Origin of the sequence: Bradyrhizobium sp. Pha-3 (genome assembly GCF_042258325.1) — a bacterium.
Classification (GTDB): domain Bacteria; phylum Pseudomonadota; class Alphaproteobacteria; order Rhizobiales; family Xanthobacteraceae; genus Bradyrhizobium; species Bradyrhizobium elkanii.
Map to the genome: position 1 here is coordinate 3,351,848 of NZ_CP170151.1, position 19,009 is coordinate 3,370,856.

At 65.7% G+C, this 19,009-nt stretch carries 18 protein-coding genes; 10 read left to right on the forward strand and 8 right to left on the reverse strand.

The features are described 5' to 3' along the window. Positions 1-3: 3 nt before the first annotated feature. Together ACE10X_RS15550 and ACE10X_RS15555 are read right to left on the reverse strand one after the other, a co-directional pair. The gene (locus tag ACE10X_RS15550; RefSeq protein WP_038387184.1) at positions 4-435 is read right to left on the reverse strand and encodes a SufE family protein; all 432 of its coding nucleotides are present in this window, start codon (positions 433-435) and stop codon (positions 4-6) included. 146 nt (positions 436-581) lie between these two features. Continuing rightward, positions 582-962 carry a DUF5330 domain-containing protein gene (locus tag ACE10X_RS15555; protein WP_038387185.1) on the reverse strand — a complete coding sequence of 127 codons (381 nt, stop codon included), beginning with the start codon at positions 960-962 and terminating at the stop codon, positions 582-584. Between the two features lie 432 nt (positions 963-1,394). On the opposite strand from ACE10X_RS15555, the gene ACE10X_RS15560 reads away from it, so the two are divergent. Together ACE10X_RS15560 and ACE10X_RS15565 are read left to right on the forward strand one after the other, a co-directional pair. Continuing rightward, positions 1,395-3,206 carry an ATP-binding protein gene (locus ACE10X_RS15560; RefSeq protein ID WP_038387186.1) on the forward strand — a complete coding sequence of 604 codons (1,812 nt, stop codon included), beginning with the start codon at positions 1,395-1,397 and terminating at the stop codon, positions 3,204-3,206. Then, the gene (locus ACE10X_RS15565; protein ID WP_244435937.1) at positions 3,199-3,939 is read left to right on the forward strand and encodes a peptidoglycan-binding domain-containing protein; all 741 of its coding nucleotides are present in this window, start codon (positions 3,199-3,201) and stop codon (positions 3,937-3,939) included. Before ACE10X_RS15560 ends, ACE10X_RS15565 begins: the two co-directional genes overlap by 8 nt. 119 nt (positions 3,940-4,058) lie before the next feature. Here ACE10X_RS15565 and ACE10X_RS15570 read toward each other — a convergent pair whose 3' ends face one another. Continuing rightward, positions 4,059-5,702, reverse strand: coding sequence for an ankyrin repeat domain-containing protein (locus ACE10X_RS15570; protein ID WP_038387188.1), 1,644 nt, complete (start codon positions 5,700-5,702; stop codon positions 4,059-4,061). A 225-nt stretch (positions 5,703-5,927) separates the two neighbouring features. On the opposite strand from ACE10X_RS15570, the gene ACE10X_RS15575 reads away from it, so the two are divergent. Next, the gene (locus tag ACE10X_RS15575) at positions 5,928-6,272 is read left to right on the forward strand and encodes a DUF1491 family protein (RefSeq protein ID WP_038387189.1); all 345 of its coding nucleotides are present in this window, start codon (positions 5,928-5,930) and stop codon (positions 6,270-6,272) included. Here the strand turns inward: ACE10X_RS15575 and ACE10X_RS15580 are convergent. Next, complete coding sequence (locus tag ACE10X_RS15580; protein WP_304556409.1) at positions 6,269-7,201, reverse strand: DUF2336 domain-containing protein; 933 nt, start codon at positions 7,199-7,201, stop codon at positions 6,269-6,271. The two genes, ACE10X_RS15575 and ACE10X_RS15580, sit on opposite strands and share 4 nt — an antisense overlap. 295 nt (positions 7,202-7,496) lie before the next feature. Between ACE10X_RS15580 and ACE10X_RS15585 the strand changes: the two genes are divergently transcribed. Next, positions 7,497-7,691, forward strand: a complete 195-nt coding sequence (locus tag ACE10X_RS15585) for a hypothetical protein (protein WP_024579523.1) — start codon at positions 7,497-7,499, stop codon at positions 7,689-7,691. Between the two features lie 16 nt (positions 7,692-7,707). Next, the gene (locus ACE10X_RS15590) at positions 7,708-8,475 is read left to right on the forward strand and encodes a hypothetical protein (RefSeq protein WP_038387196.1); all 768 of its coding nucleotides are present in this window, start codon (positions 7,708-7,710) and stop codon (positions 8,473-8,475) included. Here the strand turns inward: ACE10X_RS15590 and ACE10X_RS15595 are convergent. Continuing rightward, positions 8,472-9,332 (reverse strand): LysR family transcriptional regulator, encoded by an 861-nt coding sequence (locus ACE10X_RS15595; protein WP_038387197.1) that lies wholly within the window; start codon positions 9,330-9,332, stop codon positions 8,472-8,474. The two genes, ACE10X_RS15590 and ACE10X_RS15595, sit on opposite strands and share 4 nt — an antisense overlap. A gap of 91 nt (positions 9,333-9,423) precedes the next feature. Here ACE10X_RS15595 and ACE10X_RS15600 point away from each other — a divergent pair, with 91 nt between their 5' ends. Continuing rightward, positions 9,424-10,266, forward strand: coding sequence for an MBL fold metallo-hydrolase (locus ACE10X_RS15600; RefSeq protein WP_038387198.1), 843 nt, complete (start codon positions 9,424-9,426; stop codon positions 10,264-10,266). Here the strand turns inward: ACE10X_RS15600 and ACE10X_RS15605 are convergent. From ACE10X_RS15605 to ACE10X_RS15615, 3 genes are read right to left on the reverse strand one after another with little or no spacing between them, the layout of a single operon-like run. Continuing rightward, positions 10,263-10,883, reverse strand: coding sequence for a DUF1254 domain-containing protein (locus ACE10X_RS15605; protein ID WP_028345337.1), 621 nt, complete (start codon positions 10,881-10,883; stop codon positions 10,263-10,265). The genes ACE10X_RS15600 and ACE10X_RS15605 overlap by 4 nt on opposite strands. Next, positions 10,880-11,458, reverse strand: a complete 579-nt coding sequence (locus ACE10X_RS15610) for a DUF1214 domain-containing protein (protein WP_028345336.1) — start codon at positions 11,456-11,458, stop codon at positions 10,880-10,882. Before ACE10X_RS15610 ends, ACE10X_RS15605 begins: the two co-directional genes overlap by 4 nt. Before the next feature lies 1 nt (position 11,459). Continuing rightward, on the reverse strand, positions 11,460-13,733 hold the full coding sequence (locus ACE10X_RS15615) for a transglycosylase domain-containing protein (protein ID WP_038387199.1): 2,274 nt from the start codon (positions 13,731-13,733) through the stop codon (positions 11,460-11,462). Positions 13,734-14,021: 288 nt separating this feature from the next. Here ACE10X_RS15615 and ACE10X_RS15620 point away from each other — a divergent pair, with 288 nt between their 5' ends. From ACE10X_RS15620 to ACE10X_RS15635, 4 genes are all read left to right on the forward strand, one after another. After that, complete coding sequence (locus tag ACE10X_RS15620) at positions 14,022-14,558, forward strand: YcgN family cysteine cluster protein (RefSeq protein WP_016841827.1); 537 nt, start codon at positions 14,022-14,024, stop codon at positions 14,556-14,558. Positions 14,559-14,717: 159 nt separating this feature from the next. Then, complete coding sequence (locus ACE10X_RS15625) at positions 14,718-16,310, forward strand: MDR family MFS transporter (RefSeq protein WP_038387200.1); 1,593 nt, start codon at positions 14,718-14,720, stop codon at positions 16,308-16,310. A 502-nt stretch (positions 16,311-16,812) separates the two neighbouring features. Next, complete coding sequence (locus ACE10X_RS15630) at positions 16,813-18,036, forward strand: ABC transporter substrate-binding protein (protein ID WP_038387201.1); 1,224 nt, start codon at positions 16,813-16,815, stop codon at positions 18,034-18,036. 97 nt (positions 18,037-18,133) lie between these two features. Then, entirely contained in the window at positions 18,134-19,009 is an 876-nt protein-coding gene (locus ACE10X_RS15635) for a branched-chain amino acid ABC transporter permease (protein WP_018270667.1), read from the forward strand.

The window sequence follows — 19,009 nt, forward strand, 5'->3', positions numbered from 1 at the left end:
AGATTACGCGGCGGACGCCAGCGCCTCGCGCGCATCGTTGCGGATGCGGTCGACCATCGAGCGCAGGCCGTTGGAGCGCTGCGGCGTCAGATGGTCGCGGAAGCCGAATTCGTCGAACAGCGCGAGCGCGTCGGTGCCGAGGATTTCCTTGGGCGTGTGCCCGGAAAACAGCGTTAGCACGATCGCGACCAGGCCGCGCACGATGTGGGCGTCGCTATCGCCGATATAGATCAGGCGCGGTTCGCCGTTGGCACCGCGCTCGATCCGCTTCGACAGCCAGACCTGGCTGACGCAGCCCTGCACCTTGTTTTCGGCCGAGTGCCCCGCCTCCGACAACGGTTCGAGCGTGCGGCCGAGCTCGATGACATAGCGGTAACGGTCGTCCCACTCGTCCAGCAGCGCAAAATTGTCCCTGATTTCGTCGATCGTCGTCATCGTGGCCCGCGTCCTGTCCTTGACGGCTTATATAGGAAGGCGGGCCGCGAAAGCGATGAAAATGGAACCGGTTCCCGGTTGTTTTGACGGGTTTTCTTCAACGCGAACCGGTGCCCGCCTCGCCTGACGGCGCTTTGGTTTTCCCCTTACGGCGTCGGCGGCAGGCGGAATTCGATCGACTGGTCGTCCGCGGTCAGCGTGTCGCGGATCGCGGTGGCTGAATCGGTATCGTCCTTGCCGATCGAGCCGGTGTGGTCCGGCGGCTTCTTGTCGGTGATGATCTGGTAGAGCTTGCGCGCCCCGTCGGTCGCGCGCTGGCCGATCGCGGTCGCGGCCTGGCCGCCGACCTCGCAGGCGGACGGCTGGCGCTTGCAGAACTGACCCATGTCGTTGATCGTCGCGGTCGCGGCCGACACCGCATCCGACGCGCTGATCGGCGGCGTCTTGTCCGCTTCGGGTGTTTTGCCTCTCGGCAGCAGCACGAGCACAAGCCCGAGCCAGAATGCCAAACGCAGCAGGAAGAACATGGCGCGATCCCGGTCGTCTGTCTTGTCTTGCTTCTTGCGCGGTCGATGCCGCTATTGGCCTTGAGGGTTAGCATCGGTCGATAAATCGGAAGTATCTGCATTGAAGTAAATCCGCCGAAAAATCGCGGAAAATTCGCCTGAATTGATTCGCCGTAAATTTTCGATTGATGGCGCCCGACGCGCGCCGGATGCGCAGGATCCGCCGCGTCCACCATTTCGAAACCATAGATTGTCGCATCCGGAAACCAGCCGTTCACCATCCCCGACAAATGGCCGGTGAATAGCGGGTCAAACCCACTCCAATGCACGGTGTTTGGCGGCAGGCCGCCCAGCCTTAGCGTTCGCTTAAGTTCGCTCTGACACGTTGACCTGCAATCACGAAGGAGGCGTTCCGGCGCGTCTGTCTGACGATTGAGCCGAAGCGCGAGTGCTGTGAGTAGTTTGAGTCTGATCCGCGATTGCCTGGATGCGCTGCTGCATCCGTCGGCGCAATATGATGCGCTGACGCGTGCGCGCCATCGTGCCTTCATGGCGCCGCGGCTGCTCGGCAGCCTGGCGGCGCTTGCCTCGTTCCCTGCCTTTCTTGCGATGCGCGGTGCGCCGACGGCGATCGAGGTCGCGGCATTCGCCTGGCTGATCGCGCCGATCCTGCTGTCGTGGTTCCTGTCGCGCACCGGGCGCTATGAAGGCGCGCATGTGCTGTCGTCGCTGGCGCTTGCCGGTCTCGTGATGATGATCGCGGCGACGACCGGCGGCATCGCCTCGTTCGCCGCCGTGTGGCTCGTCGTGATTCCGATCGAGGCGGCGCTGTCGGCCTCGCGGCGCGTGGTGGCGTTTGCGTTCGCGCTGGCGATGATCTGCGCGGCGCTGCTGAGCGTGCTCGGCCATTATCATGTGCTGCCGGTCGTCGATCCCGCGGTTGCTTCGAACAGCACGCTGGTCGGTTTCGGCGTCGTGTCGGCGATCTTCTACGCCGCCGGACTCGCCTTCGGCGCGGAGTCGCTGGCGCGTACCAGCGTGGCGCTGCTCTATGTCGAGGAAGAGCGCTACCGCCTGCTCGCGCATAACATGAGCGACGTGCTGTCGCGGCACAGCCGCAACGGCGCCGTGCGCTTCATTTCGCCCGCGGCCGAGAACATGCTCGGCGTGCCGGCATCGCGGCTGTTGGGCCACGGCCTGTTCGACCGCGTTCATGTCGCCGATCGCCCGGCCTATCTCACGGCGCTGTCGGATGCCGCGCGCGGTGACTCGCGCAGCGTCGAGTTCCGCGTGCGCCGTGACGGTGCGCGGGGCGAGGTCGCGGCCGAATTCATCTGGGCCGAAATGCGCTGCCGCCCGCTCGATCAGGCCGCCGCCGATGCCGAGGTCGTCGCCGTGATCCGCGACGTGACCGATCGCAAGGTGCAGGAGCAGGCGCTCGAACAGGCGCGCAATGTGGCCGAGCAGGCCGATGCGTCGAAGACGCGCTTCCTGGCCACCATGAGCCACGAACTGCGCACCCCGCTCAACGCCATCATCGGCTTCTCCGAGATGATCGCGCAGGAAGACGTGCTCGGCCTCGACGTGGCCCGCCGCAAGGAATACGCGCAGCTGATCAACGATTCCGGCCAGCATCTGCTGTCCGTCGTCAACGGCATCCTCGACATGTCGAAGATGGAGTCGGGTAATTTCGAGATTTCGCCGGAGCCGTTTGCGCCCCGGCCGGCGCTGCTCAATTGCTGCAATCTGGTGGCGTTGAAGGCGCGCGAGAGCGGCGTCGACCTCGTCACCCGCGTGCCCGACGATCTGCCGATCGTGAACGGCGATCCGCGCGCGTTCAAGCAGATCGTGCTCAATCTGGTCTCCAACGCCATCAAGTTCACCGAGCGCGGCGGCAAGGTGACGGTGTCGGCCGGCGTCGAGGGATCGCGGCTGGTGCTGCGTGTCTCGGACACCGGCGTCGGCATCGCCGCCGATGATCTCAAGCGGATCGGCGATCCGTTCTTCCAGGCCGGCAAGACCTATCAGCGCCGCCACGAGGGCACCGGTCTTGGTCTTTCCATCGTGAAGGGACTGGTCGGCCTGCACCACGGCGAAATCAATGTGGAGAGCAAGGTGGGCGAGGGAACCACGGTGTCGGTCGCGCTGCCGCTGGCGTTCACCCCGCCCGCCGCCGTCGAGCCGTCCAGCAATGTCTCGACCCTGAAGCCCGCGCTGCGTTCCGGACTACAAGAGCAAACCCATCAGGTGAAGAAGAGTGCCTAGACAGACTTTGGATGACGATGAAACGCCGCGCCGTCGCCGCGGCGCCAAGGCAGTGGCCATCGCGGCCGAGGAGGAACGTGGCCTCGTCCTGCGCCTGCTGCTGCACAGTCCGAAGGATCTGGTTGCCGGCGTGCTAGCGACGTCTGCCATTGTTGCGATCCTGATCAATGCGCTGTTCCTGCAGGCCGGCCGTCATCCGTCGCCGATGTTCGGCGGTTCGGTTGTGACGCTGCCGCCGCCGGCCCCGGTTGCCGCGGCCACCAGCCCGATACCGCGCCCGCGTCCGGCCGAGGCGGCTGCCCGATCGGCCGAGCCCGTCGACGTGAAGCCGGTGGAGACTAAGCCGGCCGAGACCAGGTCCGTCGAAGCCAAGCCGGCAGAACCCAAGGCCGAGGCCAAGCCGGTCGATCCGATGGCCAATCTGGTGCTGAAATCGACCACTGCGCCGCCGGCCGCAGCACCGTCCCCGGCCGCCGCGCCGTCCAGCGTCATTCGTCCGCCGGCATCGATTCCGACACAGCATCTGAGCCCGGCCGGCAAACGCATCGCCGCGGTCCAGCGTACGCTGACGGAGTATGGCTACGGCCAGCTCAAGCCGACCGGCACGATCGGCGCCGATACCCAGCACGCGATCGCGAAGTTCGAGCGCGCCCGCAAGCTGCCGGTGACCGGTCAGATGTCCGATCGCCTGGTGCGCGAGCTCAGCGCGATGATCGGGCATTCGATCGAGTAGCCTCTCTACTACGGCATTGAATGTGTATTCGTCATGCCCGGGCTTGTCCCGGGCATCCACGTCTTTGAGACCTGTTGAAGCTAACGCGTGGATGGCCGGGACAAGCCGGCCATGACGAGTTAGGTCGTCTCGCCCAGCAGCACGTCCCTGACCTCGTCGGAGAACAGCTTCCTGCGGCCGGCCACCAGCACCCATTCCGGATCGTCGCGATCCGGAATGGCGCGCGGCATCCCGTGATCGAGCAGGGCCTGCGCGCAGCCCACCCAATTGCCGCCGCTGACCGGCTCGTTGCAGGAGGCCCACGACAAGGAGCCGGACGCATTGTCGCCGAAGCCGTGCTGCTCGGTCCATTCCGCGCCGTGCTCGAGCAGGAATCGCGTCAGGGCGGCATTGCCGCGGAATACCGCGTGATTGAGCGCCGACGCATCCCAATCGCCGCCGCGTACCGTGATCGGCCAGCCGAGCTCGACCATCAGCCGCACTGCATCGTCGCCGCCTGCCGCGGCAAGTTCCGGAAGCAACCGCAATTGCTGCGGTGAAAGTGAACCTGGAAGGTCGGGCCGGCCGGCCTGGATTCGCCGCGCCTCGCTCTCGTCACCGCTGCTGCACGCCGCGGCGAACCGCTCGTCATCGGCAAGCGTCTCGTCGCCGGTGCGCTCACGCAGCAACTCGGCGACCTCGGTCAGTCCGAATTGCAATGCGTAGCGGTAGGCGCTGAGACCATCCGGCGTCGTGACGTGCGGATCTGCGCCAGCGTCGAGCAGTGTTGCGATGCAGGTCCGCGACCGCCGCCGGCGAATCGCCCACAGCAGCGGCGAGCCGCATTCGGTCAGCGGCGCGTTGCCGGCGGGTTCGTTTGGATTTCCGCCGTGCCGCAGCAGCAAGTCGAGCGCCGCCACGTTCTCGTCGTCGAGCGCCTTGTACATTGCGTTGGTGCCGGCGATCCGCGCGCCATGCTCGAGCAGCAGGCCTGTCGTCACCGAGCCTTCGAGCGAGTGATACAGCGATTCATTGTCGTTCGGATTGGCGCCCGCTTCGAGCAACAGTCTGGTCAGTTCGAGATCGTGGTTGCGGCCGGCGGCGCCGTACAGCGCTGACAGCGGATTGCTGTCATCGGGTGCGTCGAGCGTTCCGGGCGGCCAGCGGCTGCTGATGTGCTGGTCGGGATCGGCGCCGGCTTGCAGCAGCAGGCGTGCGCAGCGATGCAGCCGGGCCTGAAATTCCGCAATCTGCAGCAGGCTGGAATGCGTGACCGCGACCAGCGGCGGCACTTTGAACGGACCGCCGGGACGATTGACCCATCCTGGATCGTCGTTGGCGGCGCGTTGCACCGTCTCCTCGTCGCCGATGGCGCAGGCGAGATAGGGATCATCGGCGATGAGGCCGGGATCCTCGGCGAGCATCCGCGCCGCAACGCGCGGATTGGCGCGGTCGGTGGTGCCGGCGACGTCTGCGGCATAGACTAGCTGCAACCATCGCCGCACGCGGTCGGCCTTGCTTTTACCGGGCGGCAATTGTGCGTCGACATAGCGCCGCAGGTCCGGCCAGGAGCCGAAGCCGAGATCGCGCGCCACGCAGGACTGCGCATCGTGCAGCCGCAGATCAAGCGCGGCGATCTCAGTATCGCTGCGCCCGGCCGCAGCCGGAAGCGCATGCCGGAAACGCGCGTAAGCCTCCGGCGCTTGCCGCCGGTAAAGGCGAATGAGCTCCTTGGCCTGCTTCTTCAGATGTTCGAGATTCAATCGCGCGGGCGATCGGTCCATGGAAACCTCCGTGCATCATCGCCGATGGTCCACAAAACCGGCTGCACAAAGGCTTGGTTGGCCGCTCAATTGGTGCAAGTGGGTTCAACCCTTCCCGTGGACCCGGGCGCGGCTTGCACCGCAGATGCAAGGATATGGGTGACGATTGGTTCGGTCAACCCGCCGCGGCGTGACGACATCTGTGACAATTGGACGTGGCCGTGCCGCTGGCCTATAGGTCGGCGCATGCGATTGAAAACCAGCATATGGGTCGCGGCGTATCTGCGCCGCTGCCAGACCGAGGGCGTGTTCGGCGCAGTCCGCAAGAAGGGCGCTGAGGAAGCCGGTGCCGTGTTCGTCAAGGTGGCGCTGATGGACGGCAACGCGATGCTGTATGCGCCCGCGCCGCAGACAGTCTATGACGACAGCCGTCCGGTCGAGCGGCTGTTCGTGCCGACCGCGCTACAACCGGTGTCCGAGCCCTCAATCGAGGAACGTTTGACCAAGGAACTCCGCTTCGATCCCGATGCCTGGATCGTCGAGACCGAAGATCGCGCCGGACGGCACTTCCTCGATCTGGCTAAAAACTAGCTTCCGGATTTCTGGTTGCGAATGGCGGGCGCACTGCCGGGCTGCAGCGCGGGGCGCGTCTGCGAGGATGTCGCGCGCACGCGATGACGCTCATCGTCATAGAGCGACGAGCGATACCTGGCGCGGGCCACCGCCATGGTCGAGCCGCGCCACGCCGCCAGCATCACCAGTGCCGAGCGCTCGCTCAAGCGATCGTAGAGCCGCGACAGCCGATAGACATAATTGACCGAGGAGCCGGCTTCCGGATTGAGGAACATCAGGATCCGCTGGAATGCGGCGCTCGACACGTCGAGCGCCCGCATCGCGCAGGCGAGCGGCTCGCCGCCGGGATCGTTGACCACATCGGCGGCGATCCGCGACGGCAGGATCAGCGCCTCGCCGAGTTCGAGCGTGAAGTTATCGAGGTCCTCGGCAAACGCCGCCATCTCCAGGATATGGATCGCGCGCGCGGCGCGCGCGGCGGGGATCCGCGCGGCGGCCTTCAGCGGCGTGTCCTGCAGATTGTGCAGGATCTGCGCGCGCTCCTTCGTGCTGGCGGCAAAGAACATGTCGGAGATTTCGGCGGCATCGTTCGGCCGCATGGCAAGGCTCGCGGCCATCCGCAGTTCGGCTTCGGTCGGGATCTTGGCCGGCAGCGCGGAGGGGGCGGGCGCAGGAATTGGTGTGGCCGCCGGCATCGGCTGGTCGGGACCGACGCGGCGCAGCCCGAGCTTGTCCATGATCCGGGCGGGCGTGGCCGGATAGATCGCAAGCCGCGCGCGGACGGCGGCGCGCGTTGCGTCGTCGACCTCGTCGATCAGGCGTGTCGTCAGCTCGACGAACTGGCGCTCTTCATCGGCGGAATGTGCGCTCGCCTGCACATAGAGGTCGGTCAGGACGCGCAGCAGCGTCGGGCGGATGTCGACGCCCTCGCGACGGGAGAGCGTCATCAGCCCATCGAAACCAGGAAATAGCGGAGCTGCGCTCATCTCGGGCGTACGCGACTTGCCAGTGAACTTCGGTTTGAAAACCTTGTGGCAGCGAGCCTACGCAGGCTGTTTTAAGAGGCAGTTAAGGAAAATAAGCCGTGAAGGTGAATGCTCGAATTTGCGCGTGTCTATTAAGGCACAGCGCCATATCCGTAACCGTCCGTACCCGAGGCTTAAGATGTCATTAACCATGCGCGTTCTTAACTCGGCGTGCGCGGGGCAAATCATGTCCGTGCGGGGCCAGAGAGAACGGAACATGGGCACCATCGTTGAGTTTCCGGCGGATGCGGCTGCACGGCGGCCGAGCATGGCCGGTGCTGCCGGCGAAGGCATGGGGACCGTACTGATCCTTCCCGTCGTCCGGATCGAGCGAACGACGGAGGAGACCGGCGGTGGTCGCGGACCGGAGCAGGGCACTGCGCAGGGCCGCCGTCGCCGACGCCGCTCCTGATCGCGGACATCGGGCAATGCCGGAGCTTGTGCAGCGGACCGTCGCTCGGCGGTCACTCCCGGCGCTGATCCTGCTGCTGGCAGGCTCGGCGCTCGCCGGCTGCAGCGGCGGGGATTTCGGCCGCACCCGCGCCGATTTCCGCAACGACGACATGCATCGCTGGATCGGTGCCGAGGCGACCGGCAGCATCGGCAAGAACGCCTCGCAATTCCAGCTCACCGAACACGAACGTCAGCTGCGCGACCTCGCCTATCAGTTCATCGAGCCGCCGCTGTCGCGTCCGGCGTGGAAGAGCGTATTCGGCGACTACCAGCCGCTGCCTTCGCCGTGGCGGCAGAGGGTCGTGTTCGATCGCACCGCCTATGGCCGCAATCTGATCGACGAGCCGCATCGCTCGTTCGCCTCGCGCTATTCGCTGCTGATCGACGAGGTGCGCGACGACATCACCCGCTTCGAGCCGTTCTTCGCCACCGCGATCCAGGTGATCGAGCTCGATCGCAAGCGCAATGCCAGCCTCCACATGATCGCCGATGTGTCGCCGCGCGAGCGGGCTGACGCGGTGGCGCGGATGGAAGAGAACACGCTGATCGTGCAATGGGTCCAGCAGGCCCTGGAGCGGCGGATCTCGTCCTATCGCTGGGCGCTGGAGCGACTGGTGATCCAGGCGCCCGACGGCATGGCGGCGGATGCAGAACGCCAGATCAACGAGCTCGCCCGGCTCACCGCCAACGCACCGCTCATCTCCGCGCCGGTCGCGGGCCAGGCTGTGGTGACGAAGGGCTAGGCGCGCTTCGCCTTCTTCGCCGTCGATTTGACCCGGCGACCGTTGGCCTGCCGTGGCAGGCTCGCAATGAATGCCTTCAGCGCATCGGAGGGCGGGTGGGCCGAGGGATAGGCGAGGCCGACCTGGCGCGTCACGTCGATATCGATCGCGCGCATCGCGACATCAGGATTGCCGCGCGCCACGCCCTCGGGGACGATGGCGACGCCGACCCCGGCCGCCACCAGCGCCATCGCCCACTCCTCGGATTCCGCGATCGCCACCGGCTTGCGCGGCGGTGAGGCACGCTTGAAGAATTCCTGCTGCTCGCAATGGCAACGATCGATCATCGGAACGCCGGCGAAGTCGGTGGTCCGGAGCGTCTCCTTCAGCGTCAGGGGATGCGAGGGCGGCAGTGCCGCGACATAACGCTCGCTCCACAGCGGGATGAAGTGCTCGCCGGCGCCGACCATGGACTTGGCGACGATCCGCGCGTCGGCCTTTTCGCTGGCGCCGACCAGCCGGAGCGCAAGATCGGTATCGCCGGTCAACGGCTTCAGCAGCGCGATGGTCCGGGCTTGATCGAGCGTCCGCAGCAGCCCGAGCGTCAGCGCCTGCCGCGTCGCGGGCTTGCGGAAGAGATTTCGCGCCGCGTCCGCCTCGTCGATGATCCGGCGGGCGATGCCGTGAAACTGCGCGGCTGAGGCGGTCGGGGCCATGCCCTTCTTGTGCCGGATGAACAGCGTGGTGCCGAGCTCGGCCTCGAGATTGGTGATCGCCGCCGAGATCGACGGCTGCGAGATGAAGCAGCGCTTCGCCGCGGCGGTCAGATTGCGCTCGCGGTAGACCGCGGCGAAGTAGCGGAGTTCGCGGATATCCATAGGCATATCCTATCACAGAGATAGAAAGACAATATTTTACCTATGGAAACGCCAGTGGCAAGCCTGCGCCTATTAAAGCGGAGGATCTGTCATGCGCATCCACCATCTCAACACCGGCACGATGTGCCCGATCGGAAAGCGGCTCGTGAACGGCAGCGGCAGCGTTTTCCAGCGGGCGCGGATGGTATGTCATTGCTTGCTGGTCGAGAGCAATGACGGCCTCGTGCTGGTCGACACCGGGATCGGCCTCGACGACATCGGCGACCCGCCGCGGCTCGGACGCAAATGGGTGCGGCAGGCGACGCCGCGGCTCGATCCGGCCGAGACGGCGGTGCGGCAGGTCAAGGCGCTCGGCTTTTCAGCTGATGATGTGCGCCATGTGCTGCTGACGCATCTCGATCGCGATCACGCCGGCGGCGTGCCGGACTTTCCGAAGGCCAAGGTGCACGTCCATCGCAAGGAGTACGAGATGGCGGTGACGCATCAGGTCACGCCGCCGCAGGGGCGCTACATCACGGCGCAGTGGCGGCATGGGCCGGATTGGAGTTTCTATGGTGCCGGCGGCGAGGACTGGTTCGGCTTCAAGGGCGTGCGCGCGCTCGGTGACCGCGAGCCGGACATCCTGATGATCCCGTTGCCGGGCCACACGCTCGGCCATTGCGGGATTGGGGTGCGCGACAAGAACAAATGGCTGCTGCACGCCGGCGACGCCTATTTCCACCACGCGCAGCTCGACGCCAGGCCGCGGATCCCGCTGGTGCTCGGCATGTTCCAGCGCCGCGCGGACATGGATCGCGCGACGCGCATCCAGAACCAGGAGCGGCTGCGGCAATTGAAGGCGGCGCATGGCGCTGATGTGACGATCGTCAACAGCCACGATCCCGTCGACTACGAGACCTGCCGCTGCGGCCGGCATGCACTGGATGTAAGCTAACGCTTGCGAGCGGCAGGCGGCGGGGCCGGAGCGGGGAGCGGCGGCGGCGCCTCCTGCTTGGCCGCGACCGGCTCGGTCTGCACCTTGCACGAGGAGGCGGCGAGCGAGGCCTGCGCCTGCGGCATCAGGCCGGGCTCCGGCGCCAGCGCCTTCAGCAGGATCAGGCCGGTTGACGTCGGCGAGTCGATGATCAGCCGGTCGGCAGCGGTGATTTCCTCGTCCTCCGGCAGCTCGTTGTGCTGCGCTTCCGTCATCAGGTCGAGCTCGATCACCTTCTTGCCGGCCGAGCGGTCGTTGATCGCGTAATAGGCGACCTCGTTGCGGGTGTAGAACGACACCGACGTATAGGCCTGGCTGACCGGCACGGTGAGCTTGAGCGGTCCGGTCGAGAGATCGTAGCGGCAGATCGCCACCGCGAAGGCCGGATCCATCAGCGGCATCGGCGAATGGCTCGGGTCGGCCAGCGGCAGCTGCGTCACCTCGTTGAGCTTGGTCATCGGCGTCAGCCGCGAATAGGCGTCCTGCGAGGCGATGCGCGGCAGCGCCAGCACGCTGACGAGATGCACCACGCCACCGAGCAGCACGCCTGCGAGGATGGTGAGCAGCACGCGGATCATGGGCAACCCGTCGTTGCGATCGAGGGCATCGGCGCGTCGCGCTGCGTGCGGGTCGCGACCCCGACCGGCGTATCGTAGAGGCGCAGCATCAGCGCGTAGCGCTCGATGCCGCCAGTCGGCAGCCAGTTGCCGGCGCGCGAGCGCGAGGCGATGTGGATCTCGAACGTGCCGTCGGAGGCGCGCATGATCTCCTGGCTGGTGAAGCCGTAGCGCTGCAGCGTGTTGGCGACCAGATGGCCCTTGCGGTCGAACAGCGTCAGCGTCCAGAACCGCGCCGCCGGCGTCACGCCGCTGACCACGATGTCGCAGCGGCCGTCGAGCGGCTTGTTCTTGTCGTCTGATGTCGCCGAGAACGCGATGCCGTCGCCGGTGCCGATCGGCAGCTCGCCGCTGCGCGCGATGGTGGCGCGCGAATAGGGGTCGACATCGGAGGTGCCGCTCTTCGGACGCGCGGTCCAGGCGCCGATCTTCAGCGTGCCGAGATCGGTGCCGCGCGTCGCCGTCGCATAGGTCAGGCCGAGGCCAACGGCCGTGGCGATGACGAGTGCCAGCAAAGTGGTGAGGAGGAGCCGCACGTCAGTTCTTGCGTGGCACGGCCGGTGTCGCGCCGTCCGGCCCGGCCGCGGCAACGTAGTTTTCGGGGAACGCCAGCGCGCTCGAGGACTCGGCCTTGCCGGTCTTCGAAGGCTCGTTCAGCGTGGTCTTGCCGGCGGTCTTGGCGGCGTCGTCGAGCAGCTTCTCGACCCGCACCAAGATATCCGCGCCGCGCTTGGTCAAAACCGGCGGCGGGCCGGGCTTGGTTTCCAATACGCGCGGCGCCGCGTTGGCCTGGGCATTGGCCTGCGCCGGCTGCGGCGGCAGCTTCTGGCCCATGCCGACGCCGACGAGCTCCTTGACCTCCACGCCCTGATGCGCGGCGACCATGATGTCGTGCCAGGTCTGTGCCGGCAGCGATCCGCCGGTCATGCGGTTGGTCGGCGAATAGTCGTCATTGCCGTACCAGACCGCGCAGGTGAAGTTGCCAGTGTAGCCGACGAACCAGGCGTCGCGATAGGCGTTGGTGGTGCCGGTCTTGCCCGCGGTCGGAATGCCGTCGAGCGCGGCGCGTCGCGCGGTGCCTTCGCTGACCACGTGGCTCATCATGCCGGCCATGTCGGCGGCGATGTTCGGCGGAATGGCTTGCCGCGGTTTCGGGCCGTCGCGGTCCCAGCGCCAGACCAGGTCGCCGGCGCCGGTGCGCACCTCGAGCACCGAATGCGGCGTCACCGCCTTGCCGCGGTTCGGGAAGGTCGCATAGGCGACCGCGTGCTCCAGCACCGTGACTTCGTCGGAGCCGATCGGCAGCGACGGCGTATCGGGCAGCGGCGCCTTGAGGCCGAAGCGGCGCGCGACCTCGACGATCTTGGCGCGGCCCGCCTTCGGGCCTTCCTTGCCGCCCATCATGATCGAGAGCTTGACCGGCACCACGTTGATCGAGCGGGTGATCGCCTGCGTCAGCGTGACCTGACCCGAATAAGAATGGCCATAGTTCTGCGGGCACCAGTTGCCGATGCAGACCGGGCCGTCGACGATCTTCGAGTTCGGCGTGAAGCCGTTCAGCAGCGCCGTGGTGTAGACATAGGGTTTGAACGACGAGCCCGGCTGGCGATAGGCGTCCGTGGCGCGGTTGAACTGGCTCGCACCATAGTCGCGGCCGCCGACCATGGCGCGGATGCCGCCGTCGAGATCGGACACCACGGTCGCGGCCTGCGTCGCGTGATAGTCGCGCCCGAACTGCCGCAGCTGGTTCTCGATCGCTTCCTCGGCCGCCTTCTGCACGTTCATGTCGATCGCGGTGCGGACCACGAAGACGCGCTCGGTGTAGGATTTCGGGAAGGTGTCGACCAGCTTGCGCATCTCGTCGAAGGCGTAGTCGAGATAGTAGTTCGGCGAATTCTCGTCGCGCCGGTCGACCGCGACCGCCGGATTGCGGCGGGCGCCGAACACCTGGCCCTCGGTCATGAAGCCGGCATCGACGAGGTTGTCGAGCACGACATTGGCGCGGGCACGCGCCGCGGGCAGGTTGATGTGCGGGGCGTATTTGGTCGGCGCCTTGAACAGGCCGGCGAGCATCGCGGCCTCCGCGAGGTTCACGTCGCGCACTGACTTGTTGAAGTAGAAGTGCGCCGCGCCGTCGACGCCGAAGGTGCCGCCGCCCATATAGGCGCGGTCGAGATAGAGCTTCAGGATCTCGTTCTTGGTGAGCCGCGTCTCCAGCCAGATCGCGAGGAAGGCTTCCTTCACCTTGCGCTCGATGGTGCGCTCGTTGTTCAGGAACAGGTTCTTGGCGAGCTGCTGGGTGATCGACGAACCGCCCTGGCGGACGCCGCCGGCCTGCGCGTTGGTGACGAGCGCGCGGGCGAGGCCCGGCACGTCGATGCCGAAATGGTCGTAGAAGCGGCGGTCTTCGGTCGCGAGCGTTGCCTTGATCAGATTGTCCGGAAAATCTTCCAGCGGGATCGAGTCATTATGCTTGATGCCGCGGCTGCCGATCGGGTTGCCGTAACGGTCGAGGAAGGTCACCGCGAGGTCGGACTTCTTCAGCCAGTCCTCGTCGGCGGTCTCGCGGAAAGCCGGGATCGCGAGCGTCAGCATCAGGATCATGCCGCCGAGCCCGAGGGTTGCGGCCTCCGACAGCGGCTCGATGAACACCCAGCGCTTCCAGCGGCCGACATAGAAGCGGTCCATGAAGGTGGAATAGCGCTCGTAGAGCTCGCGCAGGCCCTTGCCCGACGAGAACAGCGTCGAGTCGATACGCGCATCGAGGTCCAGGAAGAAGTTCCGGACCTTCTGTTTCCAATGCGACGGCATGATCTGAAAGGACCGGACCCTTGATCAGTTCGACAGCGGTGCGGGTGCCCATAACGGGCACGGGCCAGCGTCTTGCTTCGATGTTGCGGCAATCCCAAGGCGCTTTTGCGTCGTTGGGGACTCGTTCGTTGTTCTATCCGAGCGGCTGCGATAAACCAATGGCGCGGCTTGTGAATTTAATGAAAGCCCTAACGCTGCCCACCGGCTTTTTCGACCCCGCAATACCACCCCCTTGCGGAGGGAGCGCCGGCATCCCAAGAAGAGTTGCACCGCCATTTCAGGGATATCATGACCGCACCGCCCAAGCGCCCGTCGGACCAGGAGGGATTCTTCTGGAAAACCAAGACGTTGGAAGAAATGTCCAACGCCGAATGGGAGAGCCTGTGTGACGGCTGCGCACGGTGCTGCCTGGAGAAGCTCGAGGACGAGGACACCGGCAAGATCTATTTCACCCATATCTCCTGCAAGCTGCTCGATTCCGGCCTCTGCACCTGCAAGGACTACCCGAACCGTTCCGACCAGGTTCCGGATTGCGTCCGCCTGACGCCCGAAAATGTCCGGACGCTGAACTGGCTGCCGCCGAGCTGCGGCTACCGGCTGGTGGCCGAGGGGCGGGACCTCTATTGGTGGCATCCCCTGATCTCGGGCGATCCCAACACCGTCCATGAAGCCGGAGTCTCGGTGCGCGGGCGGGTGGAGGGCACCGAGCTCGACGTCAACGACGCCGATCTCGAGGATCATATCGTGCGATGGCCCGCTCTGCTGCCGAAACGGGCACAATTGAAGAAGCGGCCGAAAATGCTGGGCAAGACGACCAAAGCGTGACGTCGTCGCTGCGTCCGCGATCACGTCACCGCGAGAACGTTGCGGCGGGATGCACCCATGCGCTGGGGTGCCTGCCTCAGCATTCAATTGCTGCATAAATTACGAACCAGAGAATGATTCCATCGCGGGACGCGCCCGCGCAGCAGCATTACGCCCCAAATGAACAAGTATGAACGGCAGAGCCGTTTTCCTGCCGACCAATCCACATTGCCTGAAGACATTGCCGAAGAGCTGTCTCATCTCCCGAGCGAGGTGATCGAACTCAGCGACGCGCCACCACTGGCGCCGCCGGCACCGCTCAATCCGGACGAAGTCCGCACCATCGTCATCAGCCTGATGCTGACGATGTTCCTGGCCGCGCTCGACCAGACCATCGTCGCGACCGCGCTGCCGACGATCGGGCGCCAGTTTCACGACGTCACCAATCTGTCCTGGGTGATCACGGCCTATCTGCTCGCCTCCACCGCGGTGGCGCCGGTGTTCGGCACGCTGAGCGACATCTATGGCCGCCGCGTCATGATCATCACCTCGCTCAGCCTGTTCGTGGTCGGCTCGGTGCTGTGCGCGATCGCGCCCAGCATGCCCATGCTGATCGTTGCCCGCGGCCTGCAGGGGCTCGGCGGCGGCGGCATCATGCCGGTGGTCCAGACCGTGATCTCCGACGTGGTGAGCCCGCGCGAGCGCGGGCGATATCAGGCCTATTTCTCCAGCGTCTGGATGGCCGGCGGCATCCTCGGCCCGGTGGTCGGCGGCGTGTTCGCCGAGCATCTGCACTGGTCGATGATTTTCTGGATCAACCTGCCGCTCGCGGCGGCGGCGCTGGCGCTGCTGCTGCCGAAGATGAGCAAGATCCCGGTGTTCCACCGCAAGCGCAAGGTCGACTGGCTTGGCGGCGTGCTGCTGATGGCCTCGGCCGTCGTGCTGATGCTGGTGCTGACCTGGGGCGGCACCAAGCTGTCTTGGCTGTCGCCGACGATTACGGCGATGATTGGCGCCTCGATCGCGCTTGCCGGCGCCTTCGTCTGGCACGCGCGCCGCGCCGACGAGCCGTTCCTGCCGCTGTCGCTGCTCGGCGGCTCGGTGGTGCCGTTCGCGATGGGTGCGGGCGGCTGTGCGCTCGGCGCCATGGTCGGCCTCACCGTCCACCTGCCGCTCTATTATGAGGTGGTCTATCACCTCACCGCCAGCGAGGCCGGCCTCGCGCTGATCCCGCTCGCGGCGATCTCGACCTTCGGTGCGGCGATCGCCGGCCGGACAATGGCGAAGGCCAAGCACTACAAGCGTGTCGCGATCGTCGGCACCTCGGTGGCCGCGATCTGTGCCGTCGGCATGGCGGTGACGACGCTGCCGCTGTGGGGATTGTTGCTGTTGATGAGCGTGTTCGCGCTCGGGCTCGGCACCACTTTCCCGATCAGCGTGGTGTCGCTGCAGAACGCGGTGGCGCGGCCGCAGGTCGGCACCGTCACCGGTGCGATGAACTTCTTCCGCGCGATGATGGCCTCCTTCACGGTCGCCGCCTTCACCACCATTCTGCTGATGACGCTCGGGACCGACATCTCGCTCGCCGGCGAGCATCATGCCGCGGCCAGCACCGTAAGCGCGATCCCGATGGCCGACATGATCCACGCGTTCCGCTACGTGTTCGGCGCCGCCGCCGTGCTGCTGACCACCGCCTCGATCTGCATGATCACGATGGAAGAGCGCCCGCTCGCCGGTCCCGCCGCCCACCCGCCGGCGGAGATGGCTGAGTAGGACGGTGGCCCCATACACCGCTGTCGTCCCGGCGAAAGCCGGGACCGATACGCCGCGGCGGATGTTGTGAATGGGACTCGTCGTCCAACATCGCGTAACAATCAGCATCCGTGGTTACGGGTCCCTGCTTTCGCAGGGACGACACGGAGCTTGTCGCACGGCCAGCGGGCGACAATCCACGTTCTCGCGACATGAATTGCCCGAGCCTTGCTTTTCGTTCCGCTTTCTCCGCTTCGCTCGCCCTGCGTAATTTGCGCAGCGGGGAATGAGATCTGAGAGATCGGCGCCCCACGACCTTTTATTCCCCCTCTGCCTCAAATTTATTCAGCCGCACCGCGCCGACCCACTACTTTAGTCGCCGTCCATGCATGACGATCTGCGCGCAGTTTCACTTGCTGCGCATTTTGTCGCGGCTATAGTCGCGCCCCAAGAGCTCGAAGCAGCCGAAGAAAAAGAGGAGAGAAACAGGGTGACAAGAACATCGCGACTCCCCGTGCATGCGATGCAAAAACTCGCAGGAGCGGCCGTGTTGGGCCTGTTGGCTGCGGCGCCGAGCGGAGCGCTGGCTGCCGACACCCTCAAGATCGGCGTGATCGCCGAAGCGCAGGCGATTGCCGGTGCATCGATCCCGCAGGCGGCGCAGCTGGCCGCCGACGAGATCAACGCCAAGGGCGGCATCGACGGCCGGAAGATCGAGATCGTCAGCTACGACAACCACTCGTCCTCGGCGGATTCGGTGCGCGCATTCCAGCGCGCCGTCAACGAGGACAAGGTCAACGTCGTCATCTCGAGCTACATCAGCGAAGTGGTGCTGGCGCTCGAGCCCTGGGCTTCGCGCCTGAAGACGCCGTTCGTCACGCCCGGCGCCGCCTCCAACGAGATCAGCAAGAGCGTCCACGCCGACTACGAGAAGAACAAGTACACCTTCCACGGCTACCTGACCTCGGCCGCGCTGGCGCTGTCGGTGTGCGACGCCGCCAAGGAGCTCCTGGTCGATCAGAAGCACATGAAGACCGCGGTCATCATGAGCGAGGATGCGGCGTGGACCAAGCCGCTCGATGTCGGCTACGAGGAGTGCCTGCCGAAGATCGGGCTCAAGGTCGTCGACCATATCCGTTTCTCGCCCGACACCACAGACTTCACGCCGATCTTCAACAAGGTCGAAGGCTCCAAGCCCGACGTGATCATCACCGGCATCTCGCATGTCGGCGTGCAGCCGACGGTGCAGTGGAAGAACCAGCAGGTGCCGATCCCGATGTTCGGCATTTCTTCACAGGCGACCAACGAGACCTTCGGCAAGGACACCAATGACGCGGCGGAAGGCGTACTGTATCAGGGCGTGTCGGGCCCGAACGTCGCGGTGACGCCGAAGTCGGTGCCGTTCGCGGAGGGCTTCAAGAAGCGCTACGGCAACTATCCGTCCTACGCGGGCTACACCGCCTATGACGAGGTCTACTACATCGCGGATGCGGTGAAGCGCGCCGGCTCGGTCGAGGCCGACAAGATGGTCGATGCGCTGGAGAAGACCGACTGGGAAGGCACCATCGGACGCGTCCAGTTCTACGGCAAGGACGATCCGTTCACCCATTCGATCAAGTACGGCAAGGGCCTGATCACCGGACTGATGCTGCAGTGGCAGGGCGGCAAGCAGGTCGCGGTCTGGCCGAAGGAGGTCGCCAAGAGCGACCTCAAGTTCCCGAGCTTCGTCAAGGTCACCACGAATTAGTTGATGATCATGCTCCCGGGCCCCTCCCGGGAGCATCGGTCTTCGTCGGTTCCGCGTCCTCCACAACAGGCAGCCCCGCTGCCGCGGCCAATCTGAGATGCTTGCCCTACAAATCCTGATCGATGGCTTTGCCATCAGTGCGCTCTATGCACTCGGCGCGACCGGCTTCACCCTGATCTTCGGTGTCTCCGGCGTTCTCAATCTCTCCCACGGTGCCATCATGGTGGCCGCAGCGGTCGCGGCCTGGGCCGCGGCCAGCGTGCTGCACCTCGACATCTACACCGGCGCGCTGTTCGGTGTCGGCGTCGCGCTGATCGTGTCGTTCGCGACCTATTTCGCGGTCGTCAAGCCGATCCAGAATTCGAGGCGGATCCCCAACGAGGAGAAGGAAATCTTCGTCCTCACCGGCACCCTGCTGTGGGGCATCATGATCCAGGAGCTGATCGCCTATTTCTTCACCAACAACGCCAAGACGGTGCTGCCGATCGTCGAAGGTGTCGTCGATATCTTCGGCAACCGCACGCCGCGCAACAATATCTTCACCGCGCTGGTGTGCTGCCTCGTGATCGGCCTGCTGTGGCTCCTGGTGAACCGCACCAGGACCGGCAAGGCGGTGCTGGCGGCCTCGATGAACCCGCGCGGCGTCACGCTGCTCGGGCTCGAGCTCACCCAGATCTACATCGTGGTGTGGGGCATCTACGGCATTCTCGCCGGCATCGCCGGCGTGCTGCTCGGCATGTTCCTCGGCGTCAGCTCCTACAGCGTCGGGCCGCTGACCGCGAGCGCGTTCTCGATCGTCGTGCTCGGCGGCCTCGGCAGCGTGTCAGGCTCGCTGATCGCGGCCTTCGTCGTCGGCTATCTCGAGACCATCACGGCCTACATGATCTCGCCGGCCTATCGCACCATTCCGGCGCTGCTGCTTCTGGTGTTCGTGATGTATATCCGGCCTCAAGGCCTGCTCGGGAGGCGCTGA

What these genes read in the sequence shown, in the direction of transcription:
- ACE10X_RS15580 (WP_304556409.1), bottom strand. Translation starts at nt 7,201, where the DNA reads ATGACGCTCTCCCGTCGCGAGGGCGTCGACATCCGCCCGACGCTGCTG.
- ACE10X_RS15635 (WP_018270667.1), top strand. Translation starts at nt 18,134, where the DNA reads ATGCTTGCCCTACAAATCCTGATCGATGGCTTTGCCATCAGTGCGCTC.
- ACE10X_RS15570 (WP_038387188.1), bottom strand. Translation starts at nt 5,702, where the DNA reads ATGGACCGATCGCCCGCGCGATTGAATCTCGAACATCTGAAGAAGCAG.
- ACE10X_RS15550 (WP_038387184.1), bottom strand. Translation starts at nt 435, where the DNA reads ATGACGACGATCGACGAAATCAGGGACAATTTTGCGCTGCTGGACGAG.
- ACE10X_RS15595 (WP_038387197.1), bottom strand. Translation starts at nt 9,332, where the DNA reads ATGGATATCCGCGAACTCCGCTACTTCGCCGCGGTCTACCGCGAGCGC.
- ACE10X_RS15585 (WP_024579523.1), top strand. Translation starts at nt 7,497, where the DNA reads ATGGGCACCATCGTTGAGTTTCCGGCGGATGCGGCTGCACGGCGGCCG.
- ACE10X_RS15555 (WP_038387185.1), bottom strand. Translation starts at nt 962, where the DNA reads ATGTTCTTCCTGCTGCGTTTGGCATTCTGGCTCGGGCTTGTGCTCGTG.
- ACE10X_RS15615 (WP_038387199.1), bottom strand. Translation starts at nt 13,733, where the DNA reads ATGCCGTCGCATTGGAAACAGAAGGTCCGGAACTTCTTCCTGGACCTC.
- ACE10X_RS15620 (WP_016841827.1), top strand. Translation starts at nt 14,022, where the DNA reads ATGACCGCACCGCCCAAGCGCCCGTCGGACCAGGAGGGATTCTTCTGG.
- ACE10X_RS15575 (WP_038387189.1), top strand. Translation starts at nt 5,928, where the DNA reads ATGCGATTGAAAACCAGCATATGGGTCGCGGCGTATCTGCGCCGCTGC.
- ACE10X_RS15605 (WP_028345337.1), bottom strand. Translation starts at nt 10,883, where the DNA reads ATGATCCGCGTGCTGCTCACCATCCTCGCAGGCGTGCTGCTCGGTGGC.
- ACE10X_RS15625 (WP_038387200.1), top strand. Translation starts at nt 14,718, where the DNA reads ATGAACAAGTATGAACGGCAGAGCCGTTTTCCTGCCGACCAATCCACA.
- ACE10X_RS15590 (WP_038387196.1), top strand. Translation starts at nt 7,708, where the DNA reads ATGCCGGAGCTTGTGCAGCGGACCGTCGCTCGGCGGTCACTCCCGGCG.
- ACE10X_RS15600 (WP_038387198.1), top strand. Translation starts at nt 9,424, where the DNA reads ATGCGCATCCACCATCTCAACACCGGCACGATGTGCCCGATCGGAAAG.
- ACE10X_RS15630 (WP_038387201.1), top strand. Translation starts at nt 16,813, where the DNA reads ATGCAAAAACTCGCAGGAGCGGCCGTGTTGGGCCTGTTGGCTGCGGCG.